At 70.5% G+C, this 18,159-nt stretch carries 12 protein-coding genes and 1 pseudogene; 7 read left to right on the top strand and 6 right to left on the bottom strand.

Annotated features, from left to right (window positions below; all coding sequences use genetic code 11):
* Window positions 1–321 precede the first annotated feature (321 nt).
* Window positions 322–2,226, bottom strand: a complete 1,905-nt coding sequence (locus tag WME98_RS12405; RefSeq protein ID WP_437951518.1) for a chloride channel protein — start codon at window positions 2,224–2,226, stop codon at window positions 322–324.
* 221 nt (window positions 2,227–2,447) lie between these two features.
* On the opposite strand from WME98_RS12405, the gene WME98_RS12400 reads away from it, so the two are divergent.
* Together WME98_RS12400 and WME98_RS12395 are read left to right on the top strand one after the other, a co-directional pair.
* Window positions 2,448–2,816 (top strand): hypothetical protein, encoded by a 369-nt coding sequence (locus WME98_RS12400; protein ID WP_061629806.1) that lies wholly within the window; start codon window positions 2,448–2,450, stop codon window positions 2,814–2,816.
* Window positions 2,817–2,921: 105 nt separating this feature from the next.
* Window positions 2,922–3,308 (top strand): hypothetical protein, encoded by a 387-nt coding sequence (locus WME98_RS12395; protein ID WP_437951517.1) that lies wholly within the window; start codon window positions 2,922–2,924, stop codon window positions 3,306–3,308.
* 173 nt (window positions 3,309–3,481) lie between these two features.
* Here WME98_RS12395 and WME98_RS12390 read toward each other — a convergent pair whose 3' ends face one another.
* The gene (locus tag WME98_RS12390; RefSeq protein ID WP_061629808.1) at window positions 3,482–4,186 is read right to left on the bottom strand and encodes a hypothetical protein; all 705 of its coding nucleotides are present in this window, start codon (window positions 4,184–4,186) and stop codon (window positions 3,482–3,484) included.
* 516 nt (window positions 4,187–4,702) lie between these two features.
* Between WME98_RS12390 and glgC the strand changes: the two genes are divergently transcribed.
* The 5 genes from glgC to WME98_RS12365 all read left to right on the top strand — a co-directional run bounded on the left by glgC (window position 4,703) and on the right by WME98_RS12365 (window position 9,897).
* Window positions 4,703–5,971: a glucose-1-phosphate adenylyltransferase gene (glgC, locus tag WME98_RS12385; protein ID WP_061621780.1), complete on the top strand. Its 1,269-nt coding sequence runs from the start codon at window positions 4,703–4,705 to the stop codon at window positions 5,969–5,971.
* A gap of 235 nt (window positions 5,972–6,206) precedes the next feature.
* Window positions 6,207–6,902 carry a metallophosphoesterase gene (locus WME98_RS12380; RefSeq protein WP_437333509.1) on the top strand — a complete coding sequence of 232 codons (696 nt, stop codon included), beginning with the start codon at window positions 6,207–6,209 and terminating at the stop codon, window positions 6,900–6,902.
* A 291-nt stretch (window positions 6,903–7,193) separates the two neighbouring features.
* On the top strand, window positions 7,194–8,147 hold the full coding sequence (locus tag WME98_RS12375) for a 50S ribosomal protein L11 methyltransferase (RefSeq protein ID WP_437951516.1): 954 nt from the start codon (window positions 7,194–7,196) through the stop codon (window positions 8,145–8,147).
* Window positions 8,144–8,902, top strand: a complete 759-nt coding sequence (locus WME98_RS12370) for an RsmE family RNA methyltransferase (RefSeq protein WP_437951515.1) — start codon at window positions 8,144–8,146, stop codon at window positions 8,900–8,902. The genes WME98_RS12375 and WME98_RS12370 overlap by 4 nt, the downstream gene beginning before the upstream one ends.
* Window positions 8,902–9,897, top strand: coding sequence for a hypothetical protein (locus tag WME98_RS12365; protein ID WP_437951514.1), 996 nt, complete (start codon window positions 8,902–8,904; stop codon window positions 9,895–9,897). The genes WME98_RS12370 and WME98_RS12365 overlap by 1 nt, the downstream gene beginning before the upstream one ends.
* Window positions 9,898–10,024: 127 nt before the next feature.
* On the opposite strand, the pseudogene WME98_RS12360 reads toward WME98_RS12365, so the two are convergent.
* From WME98_RS12360 to WME98_RS12345, 4 genes and pseudogenes are all read right to left on the bottom strand, one after another.
* Window positions 10,025–10,195: pseudogene (locus tag WME98_RS12360) on the bottom strand (RHS repeat-associated core domain-containing protein); the annotation flags it as partial.
* Between the two features lie 117 nt (window positions 10,196–10,312).
* Window positions 10,313–10,714 carry an SMI1/KNR4 family protein gene (locus tag WME98_RS12355; protein WP_437951513.1) on the bottom strand — a complete coding sequence of 134 codons (402 nt, stop codon included), beginning with the start codon at window positions 10,712–10,714 and terminating at the stop codon, window positions 10,313–10,315.
* 161 nt (window positions 10,715–10,875) lie between these two features.
* On the bottom strand, window positions 10,876–11,346 hold the full coding sequence (locus WME98_RS12350; RefSeq protein WP_437951512.1) for a DUF4304 domain-containing protein: 471 nt from the start codon (window positions 11,344–11,346) through the stop codon (window positions 10,876–10,878).
* Window positions 11,343–18,023, bottom strand: coding sequence for an RHS repeat-associated core domain-containing protein (locus tag WME98_RS12345; protein WP_437951511.1), 6,681 nt, complete (start codon window positions 18,021–18,023; stop codon window positions 11,343–11,345). The genes WME98_RS12350 and WME98_RS12345 overlap by 4 nt, the downstream gene beginning before the upstream one ends.
* Window positions 18,024–18,159 lie beyond the last annotated feature (136 nt).

Below are 18,159 nucleotides of genomic sequence, written 5' to 3'. Positions count from 1 at the left end.
ATTGCGCCCGAGACCGCGATCGCCGGCGCGGCGCGACCAGGACATCCGCCCGCCCGCGCGCACGTGAAGCCCGGGCGTTCGCGGCGAGGCCCGCGGGCGCCGAAAACTTGCCTTTCCCGGGGGAGCGCGCCCCGGCCGACGCGTTCGGCCGGTATTCGCGCCGCGCGCGGAGGACGCCCGTGACGCGTGCGGAGGACGCCCATGACGCGCGCGGCTGACGCCCATGACGCGCGGCTGACGCCCATGACGCGCGCGGCCGACGCCCATGACGCGCGCGGAGGACGCCCACGACGCGCGCCGGGCCGTCGACGCGCGCGGCTCCTACTGCGCCGTACCTTCGAGCTGCGCCGTGGCGTCGTGGTAAGCGCGCGTGACGTCGGACTCGTCCAGGATGCCGACGATCTTGCCGTCGCCGTCGGTGACCAGGAGCTCGCGCACGCGGAGCTCCAGCAGCACCTGGAGCGCGCGGTGCAGGTCCGCGGTCTCGCTGACCGAGGCGGGGCTCGCCATCATGTCGTGCGCGATCGCGAGCCCCGACAGCTCGGGGCTCATCGCGGTGGCGCGGAGGATCTCGGCGTCGATGGTCCCGATGACCTTGCCCTCCTCGGAGAGCACCGGGAAGGTGTCCTGCCACTCGCACGCCGCGATGCGCTCGACCACGACCGCCGCGGGCGTCCGCGCCTCGAACGACACGAACGGGCGGCTGCGGATGACGATGTCGGCGACGCGGATGCTGCGGAGCACGTCGACGATGAGCTCGTCGCGGTGCGCCGGGGACTCGCGCTTCGTCGCGACCTGCGCGCGGTACAGGGTGCTGTGCCGCAGCGCCACGAAGGCGATGCCCTCGCACAGCATGAGCGGCACGAGCAGGTCGTAGCTGCCGGCGAGCTCGCAGACCATGACGAGCGAGGCGATCGGCACGTGCGCGATGCCGCCGTAGAACGTGCCCATCCCGACGAGCGCGAACGCGCCGGGGTCGATGCGCGGGTCGCCGAGGAGGAGCTCCGCCGCGCGCCCGAACGCCCCGCCGGTGAGCGCGCCGAGCACGAGCGACGGGCCGAAGTCGCCGGCGCTGCCGCCCGAGCCCACGGTGAGCGAGGTCGCGACGATCTTCGTCGCGAGCAGCACGAGCAGCAGCTGCACCCCCGTCCACCCGCTGGGCATCCACGAGGCCCCGGTGATCGCGACCTGGGCCGCCCCGTACCCCGCGCCCAGCAGGCCGAACCCTTGCCCCGGCCGGTCGAAGCGCGGCCCGAGGAGCATCAGCAGCGGGGCCACGAGCGCGCCGAGCGCGAGGCCGCCGAGCGCGGGCTTCGCCCAGATCGGCAGCCGGATCTGGTGCATCGTGTGCTCCACGGTGTGCAGCGTCCGGAGGAACACCGTGGCCACGAGCGAGACCACGAGCGCGAGCGCGGCGTAGATCGGGAGGTGGGCCGGGATGAACGGGTAGCGGGGCGCGTGCGCGAAGAGGGTCGACTCGCCGAAGAAGTAGATGAAGACCGAGTACGAGACGACGCTGGCGAGGATGGACGGCACGAGCGCGTCGGCCTCGAAGTCGTCGCGGTGCAGCACCTCGACGGCGAGGAGCGCGGCCCCGAGCGGGGTCCGGAACACGGCCGACATGCCCGCGGCCGCGCCCGCGATGAGCAGGATCCGCCGCTCGCGCGCGCCCACCCGGAGGGCGCGCCCGATGATCGAGCCGATCGCGCCGCCGATCTGCATCGTCGGCCCCTCGCGCCCGCCGGAGCCGCCCGAGCCGAGCGTGAAGATCGAGGCGATCGCCTTCACCATCGGGACGCGGCGGCGCATGTTGCCGCCGAGCCGGTGGAACGCGTTGATGAACGCGTCGCTGCCGCCGCCGCGGGTCTCGGGCGCGAGCTTGGCCGTGAGCAGCCCGCCGACGAGGGCGCCGAGGGCCGGCACGAGGCAGACGAGCCACGGCCGGAACGGCCCGGTGTGCACGCCGGTGAGCACCGCCTCGCCCTTCGCGCGGAGCGGCCTATAGCCGGTGGGCGCGACGAGGAGCTCGTGCTCGGCGAGCTCGAGGGCGGCGAAGAACAGCGAGCCGGCGATGCCGGCCGCCACGCCGACGAGGATCGCGTGGAGCAGCACCCGACCGACGAGCTGGAACGCGATGAGCCCCTGCGCCCTGGGGATCGGCGTGCGCACCGCCGCCCCGATGCGGCTCGGGCGTGAAGCGTGGTGGTCCTCGGGGGATGACATCATGATCTCGGGGGCCAGCGTCCCCCCGCCGCTGGGCCTGGCAGGGGCGGTAGCTTCCCTGATCTGGCCGCGGGTTGCCGCCTGAAATCGCCGCCGGGAGCGACTTCTCCGGCGTGGGCGCCCTGTCGTCGGCTTCCGATCGGCGCTCCACCGCTCCATAGCGTGGAAGGAAGGCCGTGCGGGTCCGGTCTGCGGACCGTTCCGGGCGCGGACGAGGTGGAGTCATGACGACCGATCGGATCACCGTCGAGTACGGCACCCTCATCACCGGAGACGAGAGCGTCGCGATGGGCGACGCGGCGGTCCAGACGACGGACGAGAGCGTCCGCACGACGGCCGAGACGGTGGTCACGCCCGTGGTGGCGCTGGACCTGGCGGCCGAGATCCTGACGGGCGCGCTGGGGCCGCTGATCGACGCGGACTACGTGCAGGGCAAGACGCAGTTCCGCGACGTGCTCTGCGACCGGATCGACATCTCGCAGCTCGAGGCGGAGGAGCTGGTCGACGACATGGAGCGGTCCGGGCGGATCCGCTTCATCGGCGCGGAGGAGGGCCGGGGGTGGCACGTGCAGCAAGGCGTCGGCGCGCGCTGAGCGTCGAGGCGCCGCGCGCCGTCGACCACGCGCCGCGCGCCGTGGTGCCCGATGAAACAATTCCCTTGCCGGCATAGTCAAGACATGGCCTACGTTGAGGCGCCTATGGAGGACGGTACGAAGCCGCGCAAGGCCGTGGTCCCGAGCGCTCCGCCCATTCCGCTCGTGATCGTGGCCGGCTGTCCTGCCGAGTTCGTCGCGGTGTGCCGGGAGGTGGGGGCGCGGCTCGGGGTCGCGGTGCGCGAGTGCGATCTGCGCTCGCTCCGGCCGACGATCGCGGCCTCGCAGCCCTATGCGGTCATCGTGACGGAGGATCTGTACCGGTTCGAGCCGGCGTCGTTCGATGCGGTCATCCGCCAGGCGCCGGCCTCGCTGGTGCGCATCGATCCCCGGGAGGCGCACGACGATTCGATGCGGCGGCTCCTCATCGGCGCCATCTTCGAGTCCGCGGCGACCGAGCCGGGCAGCGGGATCCGGTCGATCCTCACCTGAGGCGGGCCGCCGCGCCGGCCGGTCGCTCCGGGTTCGACGAGGGAGAAAGGCGCCGAAACGTAGAGGGCGCCAATCGAGGAGAGACAGAGGAGATCGCTCTTCTCTCTATCCCCTCGTGGCGCCCTTGCCGGTCCAGAGGCCCTCGCGCGAGCCGCCGCCGCGCGGCGCGGCCGTCAGGGCCTGCGCTTCATGCCGGGGAGGGTGCCCTTCTCGGTCGGCGGCTCGAGGTACTCGATCTGCTCGGCCGACATGATGCCGTACTTCGGGTTGGCCGCGGCGCCGCCGGTCGACTTCGTGAACGTCACGCCGTAGGTGCCGGTGACCTTCACCTTCGCGCCGACGGCCGGGACCGGGTTCGGCAGATCCTGGCCCCAGAACTCGTCGGTGAGCTTCGCCTCGTTCTCCTTGCCGCGCGGCGCCCGGTCGATCGCCTCGATCAGGCTGTAGATCTGCGCGAAGTTCGAGGCCCAGCCCATCACCTCGATCACGTCCTTCGTCTCGCCCTTCTCGTCGGCGATCGCGAAGCTCGGGACCGGGGCCTTACAGTCCGCCGGGTCGGCCTTGCCCGTCTTGTGGACGGCGCAGGGCGGGGCCTCCGCGAGGTTCGTCTTGACGATGTAGCCGACGATCGAGAGCTTCTTGCCGTTCACGTCCTCGAAGTGGACGCGGCTCCGGAGGTCGTGCGTGACGCCCCACACCGTGTAGGCGTCGCCCTGCTTCTTGTTCTTCGCGGGGAGCGTCGGCACCGCGGGCAGGCTCGGCTTCTGGCCGCTGAACGCGGGCTTGGCTTGGTAGGGCTGCTCGTCCGTTCCGCACCCTGAAGTGCCCGCGACGAGGAGGATAGCGGCGGCGAGGGTTCGACCGAATCGGGCGTTCATGGCATCTCCAAGGTCAACGTGACGGGGGCATCCGGCAGGAAAGATCCAGCGCTGGAGTAGCCTCCGGACGGCGGTGCGCCGCGTGCGGATCAGGCGCCTCTCGCGTGCGCGCGCGGCGGCGGAAACGGCTAACACGGCCGCGAGCGGATCGTAAAGAGAAACGGAAACGTCCCCCTCTCTTCATCGGGCGGCGACGCGGCGGCGCGCCGCGGCGGAGGTCGACGCTCCACCGCCGGAGCGGCCGCTCGCGGGCCGGAGCGGGAGCGCGCGGGGCCTACGACGCGCGCGGGGCCTTCGAGGCGCGCGGGGCTGCCCGCGGAGGCGCGCGGGCTGCTCGCGGAGGCGCGCGGGCTGCCCGCGCGGGGGGAACCCGCTGGCTCGCTCGTTACGCACGTCGGGGCGCTGGTTACGCGGGGCTTCGCGGCGTTCTCCCGGCCCCCGGGTGTCCGTGAAACCGCGGAGGGCGCGTTTCCGCTCTTCGCGCTGGCAACATCGATCGAGTACCCTCTCCGTCCCATGCGCGAGACGACCCTGCGCGCCGCTTTCGAAGCGTCGAAGGTTTTGGTGATGATCCTCGCTGGCGGCGAAGGCCGCCGGCTCGGCCCCCTGACGCACGACCGGGCGAAGCCGGCCGTGCCGTTCGGCGGCCGCTACCGGATCATCGACATCGTCCTCTCGAACTTCGTCAACTCCGGCCTGCACCGAATCAAGATCCTCACGCAGTACAAGAGCGCGTCGCTAGACGAGCACATCGCCCGAGCTTGGCGCCTGTCGCCGATGCTCGACAGCTTCATCGAGACCGTCCCGGCGCAGCAGCGCACGGGCAAGAGCTGGTTCAAGGGATCGGCCGACGCCGTCTACCAGACCCAGCACGTCATCACCGACGAGTCGCCCGAGCACCTCTGCATCTTCGGCGGCGACCACGTCTACAAGATGGACGTGCGCCAGATGCTGCACGATCACCTCGCGCGCGGCGCCGACGTGACCGTGGCCGCCATCCCGGTGTCCAAGGAAGAGGCCCGCGCCTTCGGCGTCATCGAGTGCGACGAGGCGGGGCGGATCATCGCCTTCCACGAGAAGGTGCAGGATCCGCCGAGCATGCCCGGCAGGCCGGGCATGTGCCTCGCGTCGATGGGCAACTACATCTTCAAGACCCCGGCGCTGCTCGACGTCCTCGAGCAGGACGCCGCGACCGAGGACAGCGCGCACGACTTCGGCCGCGACATCATCCCGCGGATGGTGAAGAGCGGCAGCCGCGTCTATGTCTACGATTTCCACGAGAACCGCGTCCCTGGCGAGGACGAGGGCGCGGGGTACTGGCGCGACATCGGGACGATCGACGCCTACTGGGCGGCCCAGATGGATCTCGTGAGCATCCAGCCGGCGTTCAACTTCTACAACCCGCGCTGGCCGATCCGGACGGGCATCAGCCACGACCCGCCCGCCAAGTTCGTCTTCCGCGACGAGGCGAACGCGCGCGTCGGCATCGCGACGGACAGCCTCGTCTCGCTCGGGTGCATCATCTCCGGCGGCCGGATCCACCGGAGCGTGCTCTCGAACCGGGTCCGCGTGAACTCCTTCAGCCACATCGAGGAGTGCGTGCTGTTCGAGGACGTCAAGATCGGGCGCCACGTGAAGCTGCGCCGCTGCATCATCGACAAGGACGTCGAGATCCCCGCCGGCGCCGAGATCGGCTTCAACCTCGAGGAGGACCGCAAGAAGTGGTTCGTCAGCGAGGGCGGGATCGTCGTCATCCCGAAGCGCGCGAAGATCGACTCCCCGTAACGCTCCTGACCGGCCCGCCGCGCCCGCGGCGGGCGCCGGCCAGAGGCCTGCCCGCCCGCTCGGCCGCGGCGGCGGAGGCCGGCGATGCCGTCGTAACTTCCTGAAATTCCAGGAAAAATGTCGCTCGTGACCCCCGGCGGCGGCGGGCGCTGCCGCGGGGCGGGGGCCGCCGAGCTCGGGGGGCCGGGGCCTGGAGGCCCCCTGAGCCGGGCGTCCCTGCTACGTTGGGTGTGCGATGCCGCGCACGATCATCATCGGTGACGTCCACGGCTGCCGGGATGAGCTGGCGCGGCTGATCGAGCACGTCGGCTTCGCGTCGGGCGATCGGGTGGTCATGGTCGGCGATCTGATCGTGCGCGGCCCGGATCCGTGCGGAACGCTCGATCTGCTCCGGGAGCTCGGCGCGATCTCGGTGCGGGGCAACCACGAGGATCGGCTGCTCCGCTGGCGCGCCGGGCGCAGCGATCCGCGCGGCGAGCCGCTGGGGGAGCTCTCGAAGGAGACCGCGCAGCAGCTGCGCAAGCGCGACTGGGCGTGGCTCGAGACGCTGCCGTACTGGCTGGATCTGCCGGAGCACGGGCTGCGCGTCGTCCACGCGGGGCTGATCCCCGGGCTGCCGATCGAGCGGCAGGATCCGCACACGTTGATGTACGTGCGCTGCCTCGGCCGCTACGGCGAGCCGGTCGAGCGCCGCGGGGGCAAGACGCTGTGGGGCCAGACCTACCAGGGCCCGCCGCACGTGGTGTTCGGCCACAACGCGCGCAGCGAGCCGCAGATGCACGCGTGGGCGACCGGGATCGACACCGGCGCCGTCTACGGGGGGCGCCTCACCGCGATGGTGCTCCACGACGGCGAGCGCGTGCCGCCGCCCGCGTTGCGCGGCGAGGTGCTCGTCTCGGTCCCGGCGCGCCGCCGCTACGTCGGGCGGTAGAGCGACGGTCTCCCGCTGCGGATACGGGCCCACCTCGGCGTCTTCGGTGCTCAGCGCACGGGAGTGCGCTTCCGCGCCGAAGACGCCGATCTGGGCCCGTCTCCTGTGCGGGAGACCGCCGCTCTGGATGCGCGGGCTGGATGCGTGGGGTGCGGCGCGCGCGGCGCGGAAATGCTCCGCGTGCTCCAGAAGTTTCGTGCGATCGGCGGGGCAGAGGTGGGCGATTTTCGTTAGGCTCCCGGCGCGCCGCCGCCGCTCTTCAGGCGGGCGGCCCGTCACGGAGCAAGCCAGGTGGAGCCTCGATACCCGTTCGTTGCAGTCGATGTCCCCGAGCCGGAGGCCGACGAGATCGCCGCCGCGCTCTTCGAGCTGGGCGCCTCGGGCGTGGAGCAGCGCGACGAGCAGACGCTCGTGCGCGGCGCGCGCTCGGGCCAGGTGACGCTCGTCGCGAGCTTCGAGGATCACGGCGAGGCGGAGGCGGCGATCGCGGCGCTCGGGGAGCTCTCGCCGCCGCTCGCCGCGCGGCTGGAGGAGGTGGTGGGCGACGCCTGGCGCGACGCGTGGAAGGAGCACTTCGCGCCGTTCGCGCTGACGCCCACGATCACGGTGGTGCCGCCGTGGGCTCAACGCGCGCCGGAGCGCGAGGGCGAGCGGGTGCTGCTGCTCGAGCCGGGGAGGGCGTTCGGCACGGGCCTGCACGCGACGACCGCGCTCGTGGCGGAGCTGCTCGACGAGCACGCGGCCGAGCTCCGCGGCCGGGAGATCCTCGATGTGGGCACGGGCAGCGGGATCCTCGCGCTCGTCGCGCTGCTGCTCGGGGCGGAGCGGGCGGTCGCGATCGACAACGACGACGACGTGATCGAGGTGGTCCTCGAGAACGCGGCGCGCAACGGCCTCGAGGGACGCGTCGACGCGAGCGCCGGCGTGGTCGAGCAGGTGACGCGGCAGTTCCCGTGGGTGGTCGCGAACATCGAGGCGCGGGTGCTCCGGCCGTTGGCGCCCGAGCTCGCGCGCGTGCTCGCGCCGGGCGGCTGGCTGATCCTGTCGGGCATCCTCGAGAGCGAGCGGGACGATCTCGTGGCGCGGTACACGTCGCTGCCGCGCCCGCTCGCGCACGTCGCGACCCGGCCGGATCCCGCGTCGGGGCGGGGCGAGCGCGCGTCGGGGCGGGGCGACGCGGGCGGCGAGGGCTGGGTGGCGCTCCTGTTCCGCGCGCCGGGCGGCGCGGCGCCCGCGGCGGGATGAGCGGCCAGGGGCTGCTCCGGGTGCCGCTCGGGTCGATCGCGGCGGGCGTGATCGCGCTGCCGCCGGAGGCGGCGAGCTACGTCGTGCGGGTGCACCGCCTGCGCGAGGGGGATCGGTTCGTCGTGTTCGATCCGGAGCTCGGGGTCGAGGCGGACGCCACGCTCGAGTCGGTCGGCCGGAGGAGCGCGGAGGCGCGCATCGACGCGCCCCGGCCGGCGGCGCTGCGGCCGGGCCGGCGGGTGACGTGGATCCAGGCGGTCGGCAAGGGCGACAAGATGGACGCGGTGGTGCGCGACGCGACCGAGCTCGGCGCGACGCGGATCATCCCGGCGATCTCGGCGCGCAGCGTGGCGCGCCCGGGCGAGGACAAGAGCCAAAGGTGGCGCCGGATCGCGGTCGAGGCGGCGCGCCAGTGCGGCCGCGGGGACGCGCCGCGCGTCGACGCGCCGATGAGCCTCGCGGCGGCGCTCGCGGCGGCGGGGGCGGCGCGGCCCGGCGAGGGCGGCGCGCTGGGGATGGTGCTCGATCCCTACGCGGAGACGCCGCTCGGCGCGCGGCTCGGCGCGCTCTCGCCGGGGGTGGAGGCGGCGTTCGCGGTCGGTCCGGAGGGCGGGTTCACGCCGGAGGAGCTCGGCGTGTGCGCGGCGCTCGGGTTCGAGCGCGTGCGCCTCGGCGCGCTGACGCTGCGCACCGAGACGGTGTGCGCGGCGGCGCTCGGGGCGCTGATCGCGGTGAGCGACGCGCGCGGGGGGTGATGGGCCGGCGCTCCGCGAGCGGCGCGCTGGCCGGCGTCGGCCTGCGCGTCATGGGGACATCTGCCGGCGCCGGCGCGCGGTGGATCGCGCGGCTCGCCATCGCGCTCGCGGTCGTCCCCTGCGCGTGCAACGGCGCGGCGGACGCGCCGAGGAGCGGGCGCGCGCTGCCGCCGGACGGCGTCGCGCTCGCTTCCGCGGAGCGAGGCCCGGCGCCGCCGCCGAGCGTGACCGCCGCGGCGCCGGCGATCCCGACGGCCGCGGCGCCGGCGAGCGCGCCGCCCGAGCAGGCGCCGTGGCCTCGAGCGCGACCGCCGCGGGTCGAGACGGACTGGTGCATCGACGGCGTCGACGCGCTCGACGAGGAGACCTGCTACGCGCTGCCCGACGCGCCGACGCGCGCGCTGCTCATCTACCTCCACGGGATCGTCCCGCCGGGGAACGAGAGCCAGCAGAAGACCAACTTCGAGACGGTCGTGTCGCGCGCCGCCCGGCGCGCGGGCGTCGCGGCCCTGATGCCGCGCGGCAAGGTCGGCCTCGCGCCGAAGGGGTACGCGCGCTGGTGGGGCTGGCCGACGGGCGGGCGGGCGTACGAGGAGCACGCCGCCGCGTTCGTGGCGACGTTCGCGGAGAAGCGGCGCAAGCTCGAGGAGATCGCCGGCGTCGCGTTCTCGCGGGTGTACGTCGCCGGCTCGTCGTCGGGCGCGTTCTTCGCCGCGGCGCTCGCGCTGCGCGGCGGCATCGACGCCGACGGCTTCGGCGCGATGTCCGGCGGCGGCGGCCAGGCGACGGCCGAGCTCGCGACGCTCGCGCCAAGGCCGTTCTACATCGGCTTCGGCGCTCACGATTCGGTGGGCCGCTCGGCCCGCGCCCTCGCCGACGTCCTGCGCGGGGCGGGCTGGCCCGTGCGCGTCGCCGAGCACCCGGTCGGGCACGGCGCCAAGGAGGTCTACCTGGACGAGGCGTTCGCCTTCTGGCGCGAGCACGACGCGCGGTAGGCGAGCGCCTGCGCGCCGGCAGCGGTGAGCGAGAGCGAGCCCCGGCCTCCGCAAGCGCTTCTTGAAAGCCGCCCGGATCGACGTACGCGAGCGGGGTGTTCAGCACATAGCTGTATGGATTCCAGCTCTGCCGGAAGGATGGCATCGAAACGATGGGGGCCGTGGTCAAGAACCGCCCGATCCTGGGATCGTAGATCCTGCCCTTCATGTTCACGAGCCCGAGCTCGTCGCTCTCGTGCCCGGTGAACCCCTGCGTCGTCTCGCTGGCGAACGACGCCGGCGCGGTCTCTCCCCACACGGGGCGTGTCAACTTGAAGAGTCACATAGCGCCGTCTATACGGGATGACCGGCATCCTCCTGACGCTGAGCACGGATCCTCGCGGACTCCAGCTCTGATCGAGCGTCGGGAGGTGAGCTACTCCTCACTTAACCGAGCCAAGAATTCATCAAACCGAGTTCCATAATTAATCTCATCGTCTAGGCCGACAAATGGAACACGAACAATCCTCGCCGGCTCAGTCCGACGATCGAACGCGAATGCCTCTCCGCCGCCATCCGATCCGAACGCAAGCAAGTGTGGCGCAAATTCGTCGATATGGTGCTGTTCGTTCAAGCCGATAATGCTCGCCACAGGCCACAGAACGAGATGCCGACCGTTTCTTCCGATTGGCCCCTCAGTGCCATCGGATCGCTGCATGAATTCGATGTATCCCGGTGGGAATCCAACCTTGGCTCGTGTCACAAAATCGCGAATGTCTTCGGCCGGCGCAGGCGAATTTCGAATGAGTTGCGCGGTGAGCAGATCGATGTCGATCATTTGCTGATCACCACTTCCACATGGATTCGCATACGGTTCCAGAACGTTGTAGGCGGCGCGTGTTCAGTCTGTGTGACTGCGATCTTGTTTGACAGATCTGTGGAGCTTCCACCAAAGTTGACCGGAGGGTGGCAGAATCTGGTAGTGTGCGCCGCGCTTCTCTAAAATAACAATTCCCGAACATTTTTATGAACTATGGCTAAATCCAGTCTTCCGTTGCGATTGGCCTCGCGGATTCCCGTGCGGGTACTGCATTGAGACAGGAACGGAATCGCGGTGTCCGTGATAAGCTCACGAATTCTCTGTTGTCGCTCGATGGATCCAATGGATTTGTTTTCTAGATTAAGAAGAACTTGCCTGACTTGCCCCTCTGCTTCGGGCACCAGCGATTCGAGCCTCAATCGAACATGGCATTCGTTTTCCTTGGGCGGCAAACGTGTCGGCTTCTGAGAAATCCACTTTACGAAGATGCCAAGGTTGATGTAGTACTGCTGCCCGAAGTTCGAGGGCTGTACATCGACTACCAGCACTGTCTCCTCTGTGTTGCGGTACCAGGTTCCATGCTTTCGCGAAAAATGCGCGTCCATTAGTGCGGCGTCGGTGGCAAGCTTGATTGGATTTTCTGTCTTCATGGATAAGTCTCCACGCGTCCTGTCCATGTCTGTCCAGTGATATCTTCCAGCTCCTTCACGTAGTCCTCAACTTGTTTTTGCCCTTCGCGGATCGCGCGCGGATTGTTTGGCTTGAGTTCGATTACCTCACGAGTTTTCGGATTGATCGCATCTGGGCGGCGACCACTCGGCAATCGGAATTCTTTCTGAAATCCTGGAGGGGGTTGCCATTCCTTGTGTGCTGCTCGTCCTGCCGCTGTCGCCGCTGTTTCTCCAGAATTCGGCGTGCTCTGTGAAACGGGCGCCGTGCCCTGCGGACCAGTGCTGGCAGGTCCGCTCGACATCAGCGCTTGCGACAGCCCCTGGATCCCCGCCGCGATGTTGCCGACCCCGCCGACCACGAGCCCGGTCGACACCGCGATCGCAGGTACACCGAACACCGCGCCGATCCCGGTGGAGCTCGTGATGCCCCCGAAGACCTCCCCCGCCGAGCCTCCGATCGTGAGGGCGAGCCCACCCACGATCTGCCCAATAGCCAGGCCCATCCTGGCTTCCGGCGTCCCATGGGCCAGCACGCCTGCGGCGTCCAGCAACTCATGACCCACGCCGGCGAAAGGAACCGCCCCCAGCAGCAACCCGGCGACGAACCCTCCCTCCACCTGCACGTAGGGGTTCTGCGACCAGTCGATCGGCGCCGTGGTCACTGGCTGCGGCACATGCCCGGAAGCGCTCCCGGTCGTGCTGACGTCGATCGGCGGCATGGCGCCGCCCGTCCCGGCAGCCACGGTGTTGGTGTCGGCGTCGGAGCGCGCCTCGACCTTCGGAACCGGGCGGCCGATCAGCTTGAGTCCGATCGGCGGCAGGTCGAGCACTTCCCAACGGAACTCCGCGCCGGCCGATAGCGGTGAGCGAGCCCCGGCCTCCGGGAGCGCTTCTTGAAAGCCGCCCGGGTCGACGTACGCGAGCGGGTTGTTCAGCACGTAGCTGTACGGATTCCAGCTCTGCCCGAAGGACGGGATCGAAACGATCGGGTCCGTGGTCAAGAACCGCCCGATCCTGGCATCGTAGAGCCGGCCCTTCATGTTCACGAGCCCGAGCTCATCGTCGCTCTCGTGCCCGGTGAACCCGTGCGTCGTCTCGCTGGCGAACGACGCCGGCGCGGTCTCTCCCCACACGGGGTTCCTGCGCTGTCCGAACGGGTCGTAGCTCCGCCGCTCGATCACGTCGCCGTCCTCGTCGGTGAGCGCATCGATTGAGCCGAGGTGATCGACATGCACGTACCGCGTGTCGCCGCCCGAGCCTCCGCGGGTCACGATCGCCACCACGCGCTCCGGCGAGTGGACGTGGTACCGATGCTCCACGGTGCCCGATGGCGCCTTGGTGACCCGCTCGTACAGATCGCCGAAGTAGAGCGTCTCCTGCTCCGGCGTGGTCTTGCGGATCCGCTGCTGGTCGCCGTCGTAGCCGAACGTGATGGTGCTCGCGCCCTGCGTGATGCGCTCCGGCAGGTCGAACGGCGTATAGCGCATCGTCGTGCCGCCGGGCCGCGCGATCTGATTGCCAACGGCGTCGTAAGAGAAGCTGTCGGTGCCCGCGCCGGTGACCGCGTGCGGGTGCAGCGGGTCATCGTACGAGAGCGTTCCGATGTCCGACTTGAAGGTGAGGTTGCCGTTCGGGTGGTAGTCGTAGCGGAGCGCGCAGGGCGCCGACGCGCTCTCGACGTCGCCGAAGTACGCGCAGGTCAGCCGCTGGAGCGGATCGAAGCGGAAGCGCTCCGTCGTGTTCTCGGGCTGGAGCGCATCGGTGCGGCGCGTGAGATTCAGGAGATCGTCGAACCCATAGTCGAGGTCCTGCACCTCACCCGCGCCGCTCCGCGTCGCCACGTGCCTCAGGCGCTGCTTGTCGGCGAAATAGCTCCGCTCCGTGATGACGCCGTTGCCGAACACCTCCTCCTGGAAGCGCCCCGCGTCGTCCACGTCCGTCAAGCGCCAGTAGGCGGAGCCCGTTCCGCGGTCGCGCACGGCGATCACGTGGCCGTGCGCGTCGTGGTCGTGGTCCACGACGAACGGCGCCGCGCCGGCCGGCGACGGATACGTGACCGCTTCGACGCGACCGAGCTCGTCGTAGCGCAGCCTCGCCTCCAGGGGAGCGCGCTCGCCGTCGATGCGGAGCGAGAGCGCGTCGAGCTGGCCGCGCTCGGTGTACCCATACGTCTTCTCCCCGTCGGGGCTCGCGAGCGCGTGGAGCTTTCCGATCCCGTGCGCCGCGGTGTCCCAGGTCCACGTGGTCGTCAGGCGCTCGGCGCCCTCCTGGTCGACGCGGGAGCGGGGTCGCCCGAGCGCGTCGTACGCCCACGAGGTCTCTCGCCCGAGCGCATCGGTCGCCGAAACCAGCTCGCCGAAGCCGTCATGGATCGAGACCGTCGTGCCCCGATCGGGGTCGTCGAGCTGCCGGACGCGGCCGAACGCATCGCGCGTCGTGCGCGTCACCGCATCGCCTGGATCGGTGACCGTGTGGAGCATGCCGAACGGGCCGTAACTGTAGCGGGTGATCCCGCCGGCTGCGTCGGTGATCGACTCGGTTCGCCCCAGCGGATCCTGCTCGGTCACCGTCACGTGATCGAGCGGGTCGACGACGCGCACGCGCCAGCCGTCGTACTCGGTCGTCGTGACCGCATTCCACGGCGCGGTATGCCGCACCTCGCGGCCTACCGCGTCGTACTCGAAGCGATCGTACAGCCTCTCGCTTTCGGCGGCATCTTCGCGGACCGGCACCGAGCGCCGCGCGATGTGCTCTCCCAGCGCGTCGTAGCCAATCTCTTGCAGGATGCGCTTCGCATCGCCCGAGCCCTGCGCCGGCTCCGGCTCGGGTCCGTACCACCACCACCGGATCGGGCGGCCGAGGCCATCGAACTGGACCGTATCGTCGGCCCCGCCCGTCGTCGTGTGCCGCTGCCTCACCCGCCAGGCGTCCTGCTCTGGGCCGCCGTCCTTGGTGCGGGAGAGCACGACCGTCGTCGTCGTGCCATCCGGGCGCCTCTCGACGCCGAGGCGCCCGAAGCCGTCGTACGCCCACGTCGTCACGAGCTGATTCGGATCGACCTGCTTGAGGAGCACGCCGAGCGCGTCGTCGAGCTCCACGAGCGTGGTGTGCCCGGCCGCGTTCACGTACTTCTCGGGGAACATGCCCTCCTCGTCGAAATCCGTGCTGGAGGTCCGCTTGTGCCCGAAGGCGTCCTCCGCCGTGACGCCGGTGATGTTCCCGAAGTCGTCGCGCTCGTAGGCGATCGTCAGGTTCGTGTCCGGCAGGCCGTCGTCGCTCTCGGTGGACTCGGTCTCCACCTCGCCGTAGATCGTCGTGGTCCGCGTGACGTTCCGGCACTGCGATATCCCCGCCGCCGCGCTGCACTGCTTCTGCGTCTGGAGCTGGCCGAGGACCCAGCGCTCCGTGTCGTTCTTGAACGTCCGCGTGACCTTGAACGTCAGGTCGACGCCGCTCGTCGAGACCTCTTCGGCGCGCACATTGCCGAAGGTGTCGAAGTCCGTCACGGTCGACACCGAGTCGCGCAGCAGCGTCGCGCCGTCGCCTCCGGCCTCGAATTCCCGCACGTACGCCTCGTGGGAGGGCGCTGCGCCGTTCGGGGGTCGATAGATCCCTTGCGCTCGCCTCACGCGGCGCTCGGTCGGCAGCGTGAAGTACGTCGCGCCTTCGTTCGTCGGTACGAGCGTCCGCTTCACGTCGACGAACGAGAGCTCGATCTGCTCCGGTCTGGGCTGGCTCGCCAGCCCCGGCGCCCAGCGCCATGTCCGCTGGACGCTCCCCGCGAAAGGAAAGACCTGGAGCTCGTCGTCGAAGGTGACGTGATCGTACGCTTCGAGCGTCGCGGCGCCCGTATCCAGGTCGGTGACGATCCGCTCCCCGAACCCGAGAAATCCCCGGCCCAGCCGGTGGTAGCGTCCGTCGCGGTAGCTGACCTCGAAGCGCCGCGGTCGGTCCGCCCCGTTGTTGAGGGCGTACGCGCTGACCACCCGCCGAGGCCCGACCACGCAACGGCGCGGATAGCCGCAGTCGTCCGCCGCGCCGGAACGCGCGAGGTACAGCGGACTCCCCCGCGCCGGATCCTCCGCCCTGTCGCCCGTCGCCACCGGCGCGTCAGTCAGATGCCCGTACGAGATGCTCACATTGGGCACGAAGCCAGGATCGGTCGGGTCGTGCGCGTTCATCCCATCGGAGACCGCGACCAGGAGATCCTGGTCGGCCGAGAGGTTCCGGAACACGTTGAACACGCCGCCGAGCGACAGGATCACGTCCTGCGCGCCGTCGCCGTCGACGTCGCCGGTGCGCGCCCCGCGCGGATCGGCCAGGGTGACCGCGTCGCCGAGGCTGGCCTCGAACGGCAGCCCCGGGTCGACCAGCCTGAAGGGCGGCCCAGCACGGTCGCCGGTCGCGAGCAGGACGGCCCATGACGGGAGCACATCGGAGCCGCCCAGCAGCATGCCTGGTGGAACCGGCGTGAGGAGATCCTGCCGCCCATCGCCGTTGATGTCGAGCGGCACGGCGAACCGGAGGAACGCGTCCTGATCGGGAAGACCGAACAAATCCCCGAAGCTGAACGCATCGACGGTCCGGAACGGCGAGGCCACGAAGATCGGCCCCGTGTTGAAGTAGGTATACAGCTGGTGATCACCCGGGCCGGATTCGACGGCATCGGGAAGGCCGTCGCCGTTCGCGTCGAGAAATAAGACGCGGCCCCCGGGCCACACGACGGGGAGCTCGGTGTCGATCACCTCCCAGCGCCCCTGGCTCCGGCGCATGATCGCGTCGTAGCTCGATCCGAGGAGGACCGTCCCGTCACCGAAACGTCGCAGGGACGGCACGACGAGATCGACCTTGCCGTCGGCGTCGATGTCGAGCGTATGGAGTTCCGTATCGCAGGGATAGCCGGTGAGCAGCTCGATCGATTCGCCCGCGGGATCGAAGCCCGCGGGCATCGCGCCGCGCGCAGGTCGCCAGGGGTGGACGGCCCACACGGCAGCGAGCGGGAGCGGTGCCTGTGCCTCGCGGGCGTGGTCCTCGCACTGGATCAGATCCGGCACGCCATCGCCGTCCAGATCGGCGAGGTGCATCGACGCGCCGGGGCTGCTCAAGCTCGGCGGCGCGGGCGTGACCCCGAGCGGGAACGGCCTGCGGATGCCCGTGTCATGGAGCGCGAAGGTCCAGTCCGGTCGGGACAGGAGCACATGCCACGTGATCTCCGTGCCGTAAACGTCATGGAGCAGCACGTCCGCCCGCCCATCGTCGTCGTAGTCCAGGACCGTCCCGAGCTCGGGCTGAAGAAGGGTCGGATCGGAGGGCCCCACCGGATCGGCGACCGTGGGCCACTCTTCGAGGAAGGCGAGCTCCGGCGGTACGAGATAGGACGGCGAGGCGCGCGGCCCGACGTTTCTCGCCACCCGCCACGCGGTGATCGGATTCCTCGATGTGCTGAGCCCCGCGACCATGTCCGGGATCACGAGGTCGTCGCGCCCGTCGGCATCGAGGTCGAACACCATCGGGCTCGCCCTCTCGGAGACCGGCTCGTCGATCTCCGTCGTCACCCGCTTGAATCCGGGCTTCGCGTGGCTGTACTGAAAGCGTGTGGGAGGCCTGCAGACCTTGTCGCTCGCGCACTCCTCGACCTCGGTCAGGAGCGTACGGCTCGTCGTCGGGCTGAGCTCATAGCGGAACCCGTAGCTCCGGACCAGCGCGTCGCCCGGACCGAGCATCTGGATCTCTTCAAGGCGAAGCGAACGCTGGAGCGCCATGCCGCCCGAGTAGCCGGTGCGAATGGCGGCCGGATCCATGGTCCCATACACGAAGCGCACCGCCCGGGAAGGCTCGCGCGACGGCGTTCCCTCGAATGCCGTGTAGCGGATCTCGTCCACCGCGTACTCGGCGGCATGGCCGTCCTCCGCCTCGGCGAGGCAATACGCGTACGTCATGGCGTTGCCGCGGCCGTCGCGGGCCTTGTTCGCGAGCCACGCGCGCGGGACGCCGCCCCGCGCGAGCGGCTTGCTGCCCTCGGTGCGCCCGTACTCGACGACGCGGCCGGTGGGCAGGGTTGCCTCGAAGAAGAGCGCCTCGGCGGGCGCATCGCCTTCCGGACCGTAGTGACCGACCACCTTGACGAAGGACTCCGGGAATGTCCGATACTCGATGGTTCCAGTCCCCTCTCCCACGGGGACGAGGCGCTGGCCGTCGAGGCAGAGCGCGTCGTCGCCGTCGTACCGCACGCCGCGGATCTCCCCGTCCTGCGCGAGGCTCTTCGGACATCGCGCGATCGCGGACAGCCCGGCGATCGAGAAGCCGGCGCCGAGCACGCCGTCGCCGCCGTCGCTGCGATAGACGAGCTCGATCCGAGGTCCCATGCCCGCGCGCGAGGGCGGGGAGGCCAGCGCCATGGTGTACACGGCCTCCCCGGTGCTCGTGATGGAGAACGCCCCCGGGATGATGCCGGCGGCGACGGTCTCGACTTCCGGCGCGGGGCGAGCCGCGACAGGGCCGTGTGCGCTCTGGGTCCGGCAGGCGACGACGCCCTGACGCGGATCCAGGGGCGGGTCGCCGGAGATGCACTCGCACCCCCCCTGCGCGAGCACGCAAGCGAGAAACATCAAGAGCGGGGTGAGGGCCCGTAGCACATGCCGCAGAACGCGCGCCATTGCAGCCTCCGTCGCATCGAGGAGGCCATGGCGCCGCGGCCCGGGTCAAGCGCCGATCCTGAGTCGTCACCCGTTCCCGATGCTGAGCTCCAGGCATTCGTCAGGGGGTCTGCGCTCGGTTGGCGTCCATGCGGCA

Origin of the sequence: Sorangium sp. So ce296, assembly GCF_051529605.1 — a bacterium.
Taxonomy (GTDB): domain Bacteria; phylum Myxococcota_A; class Polyangia; order Polyangiales; family Polyangiaceae; genus Sorangium; species Sorangium cellulosum_D.
This window is presented reverse-complemented; position numbering and strand designations above follow the sequence as displayed.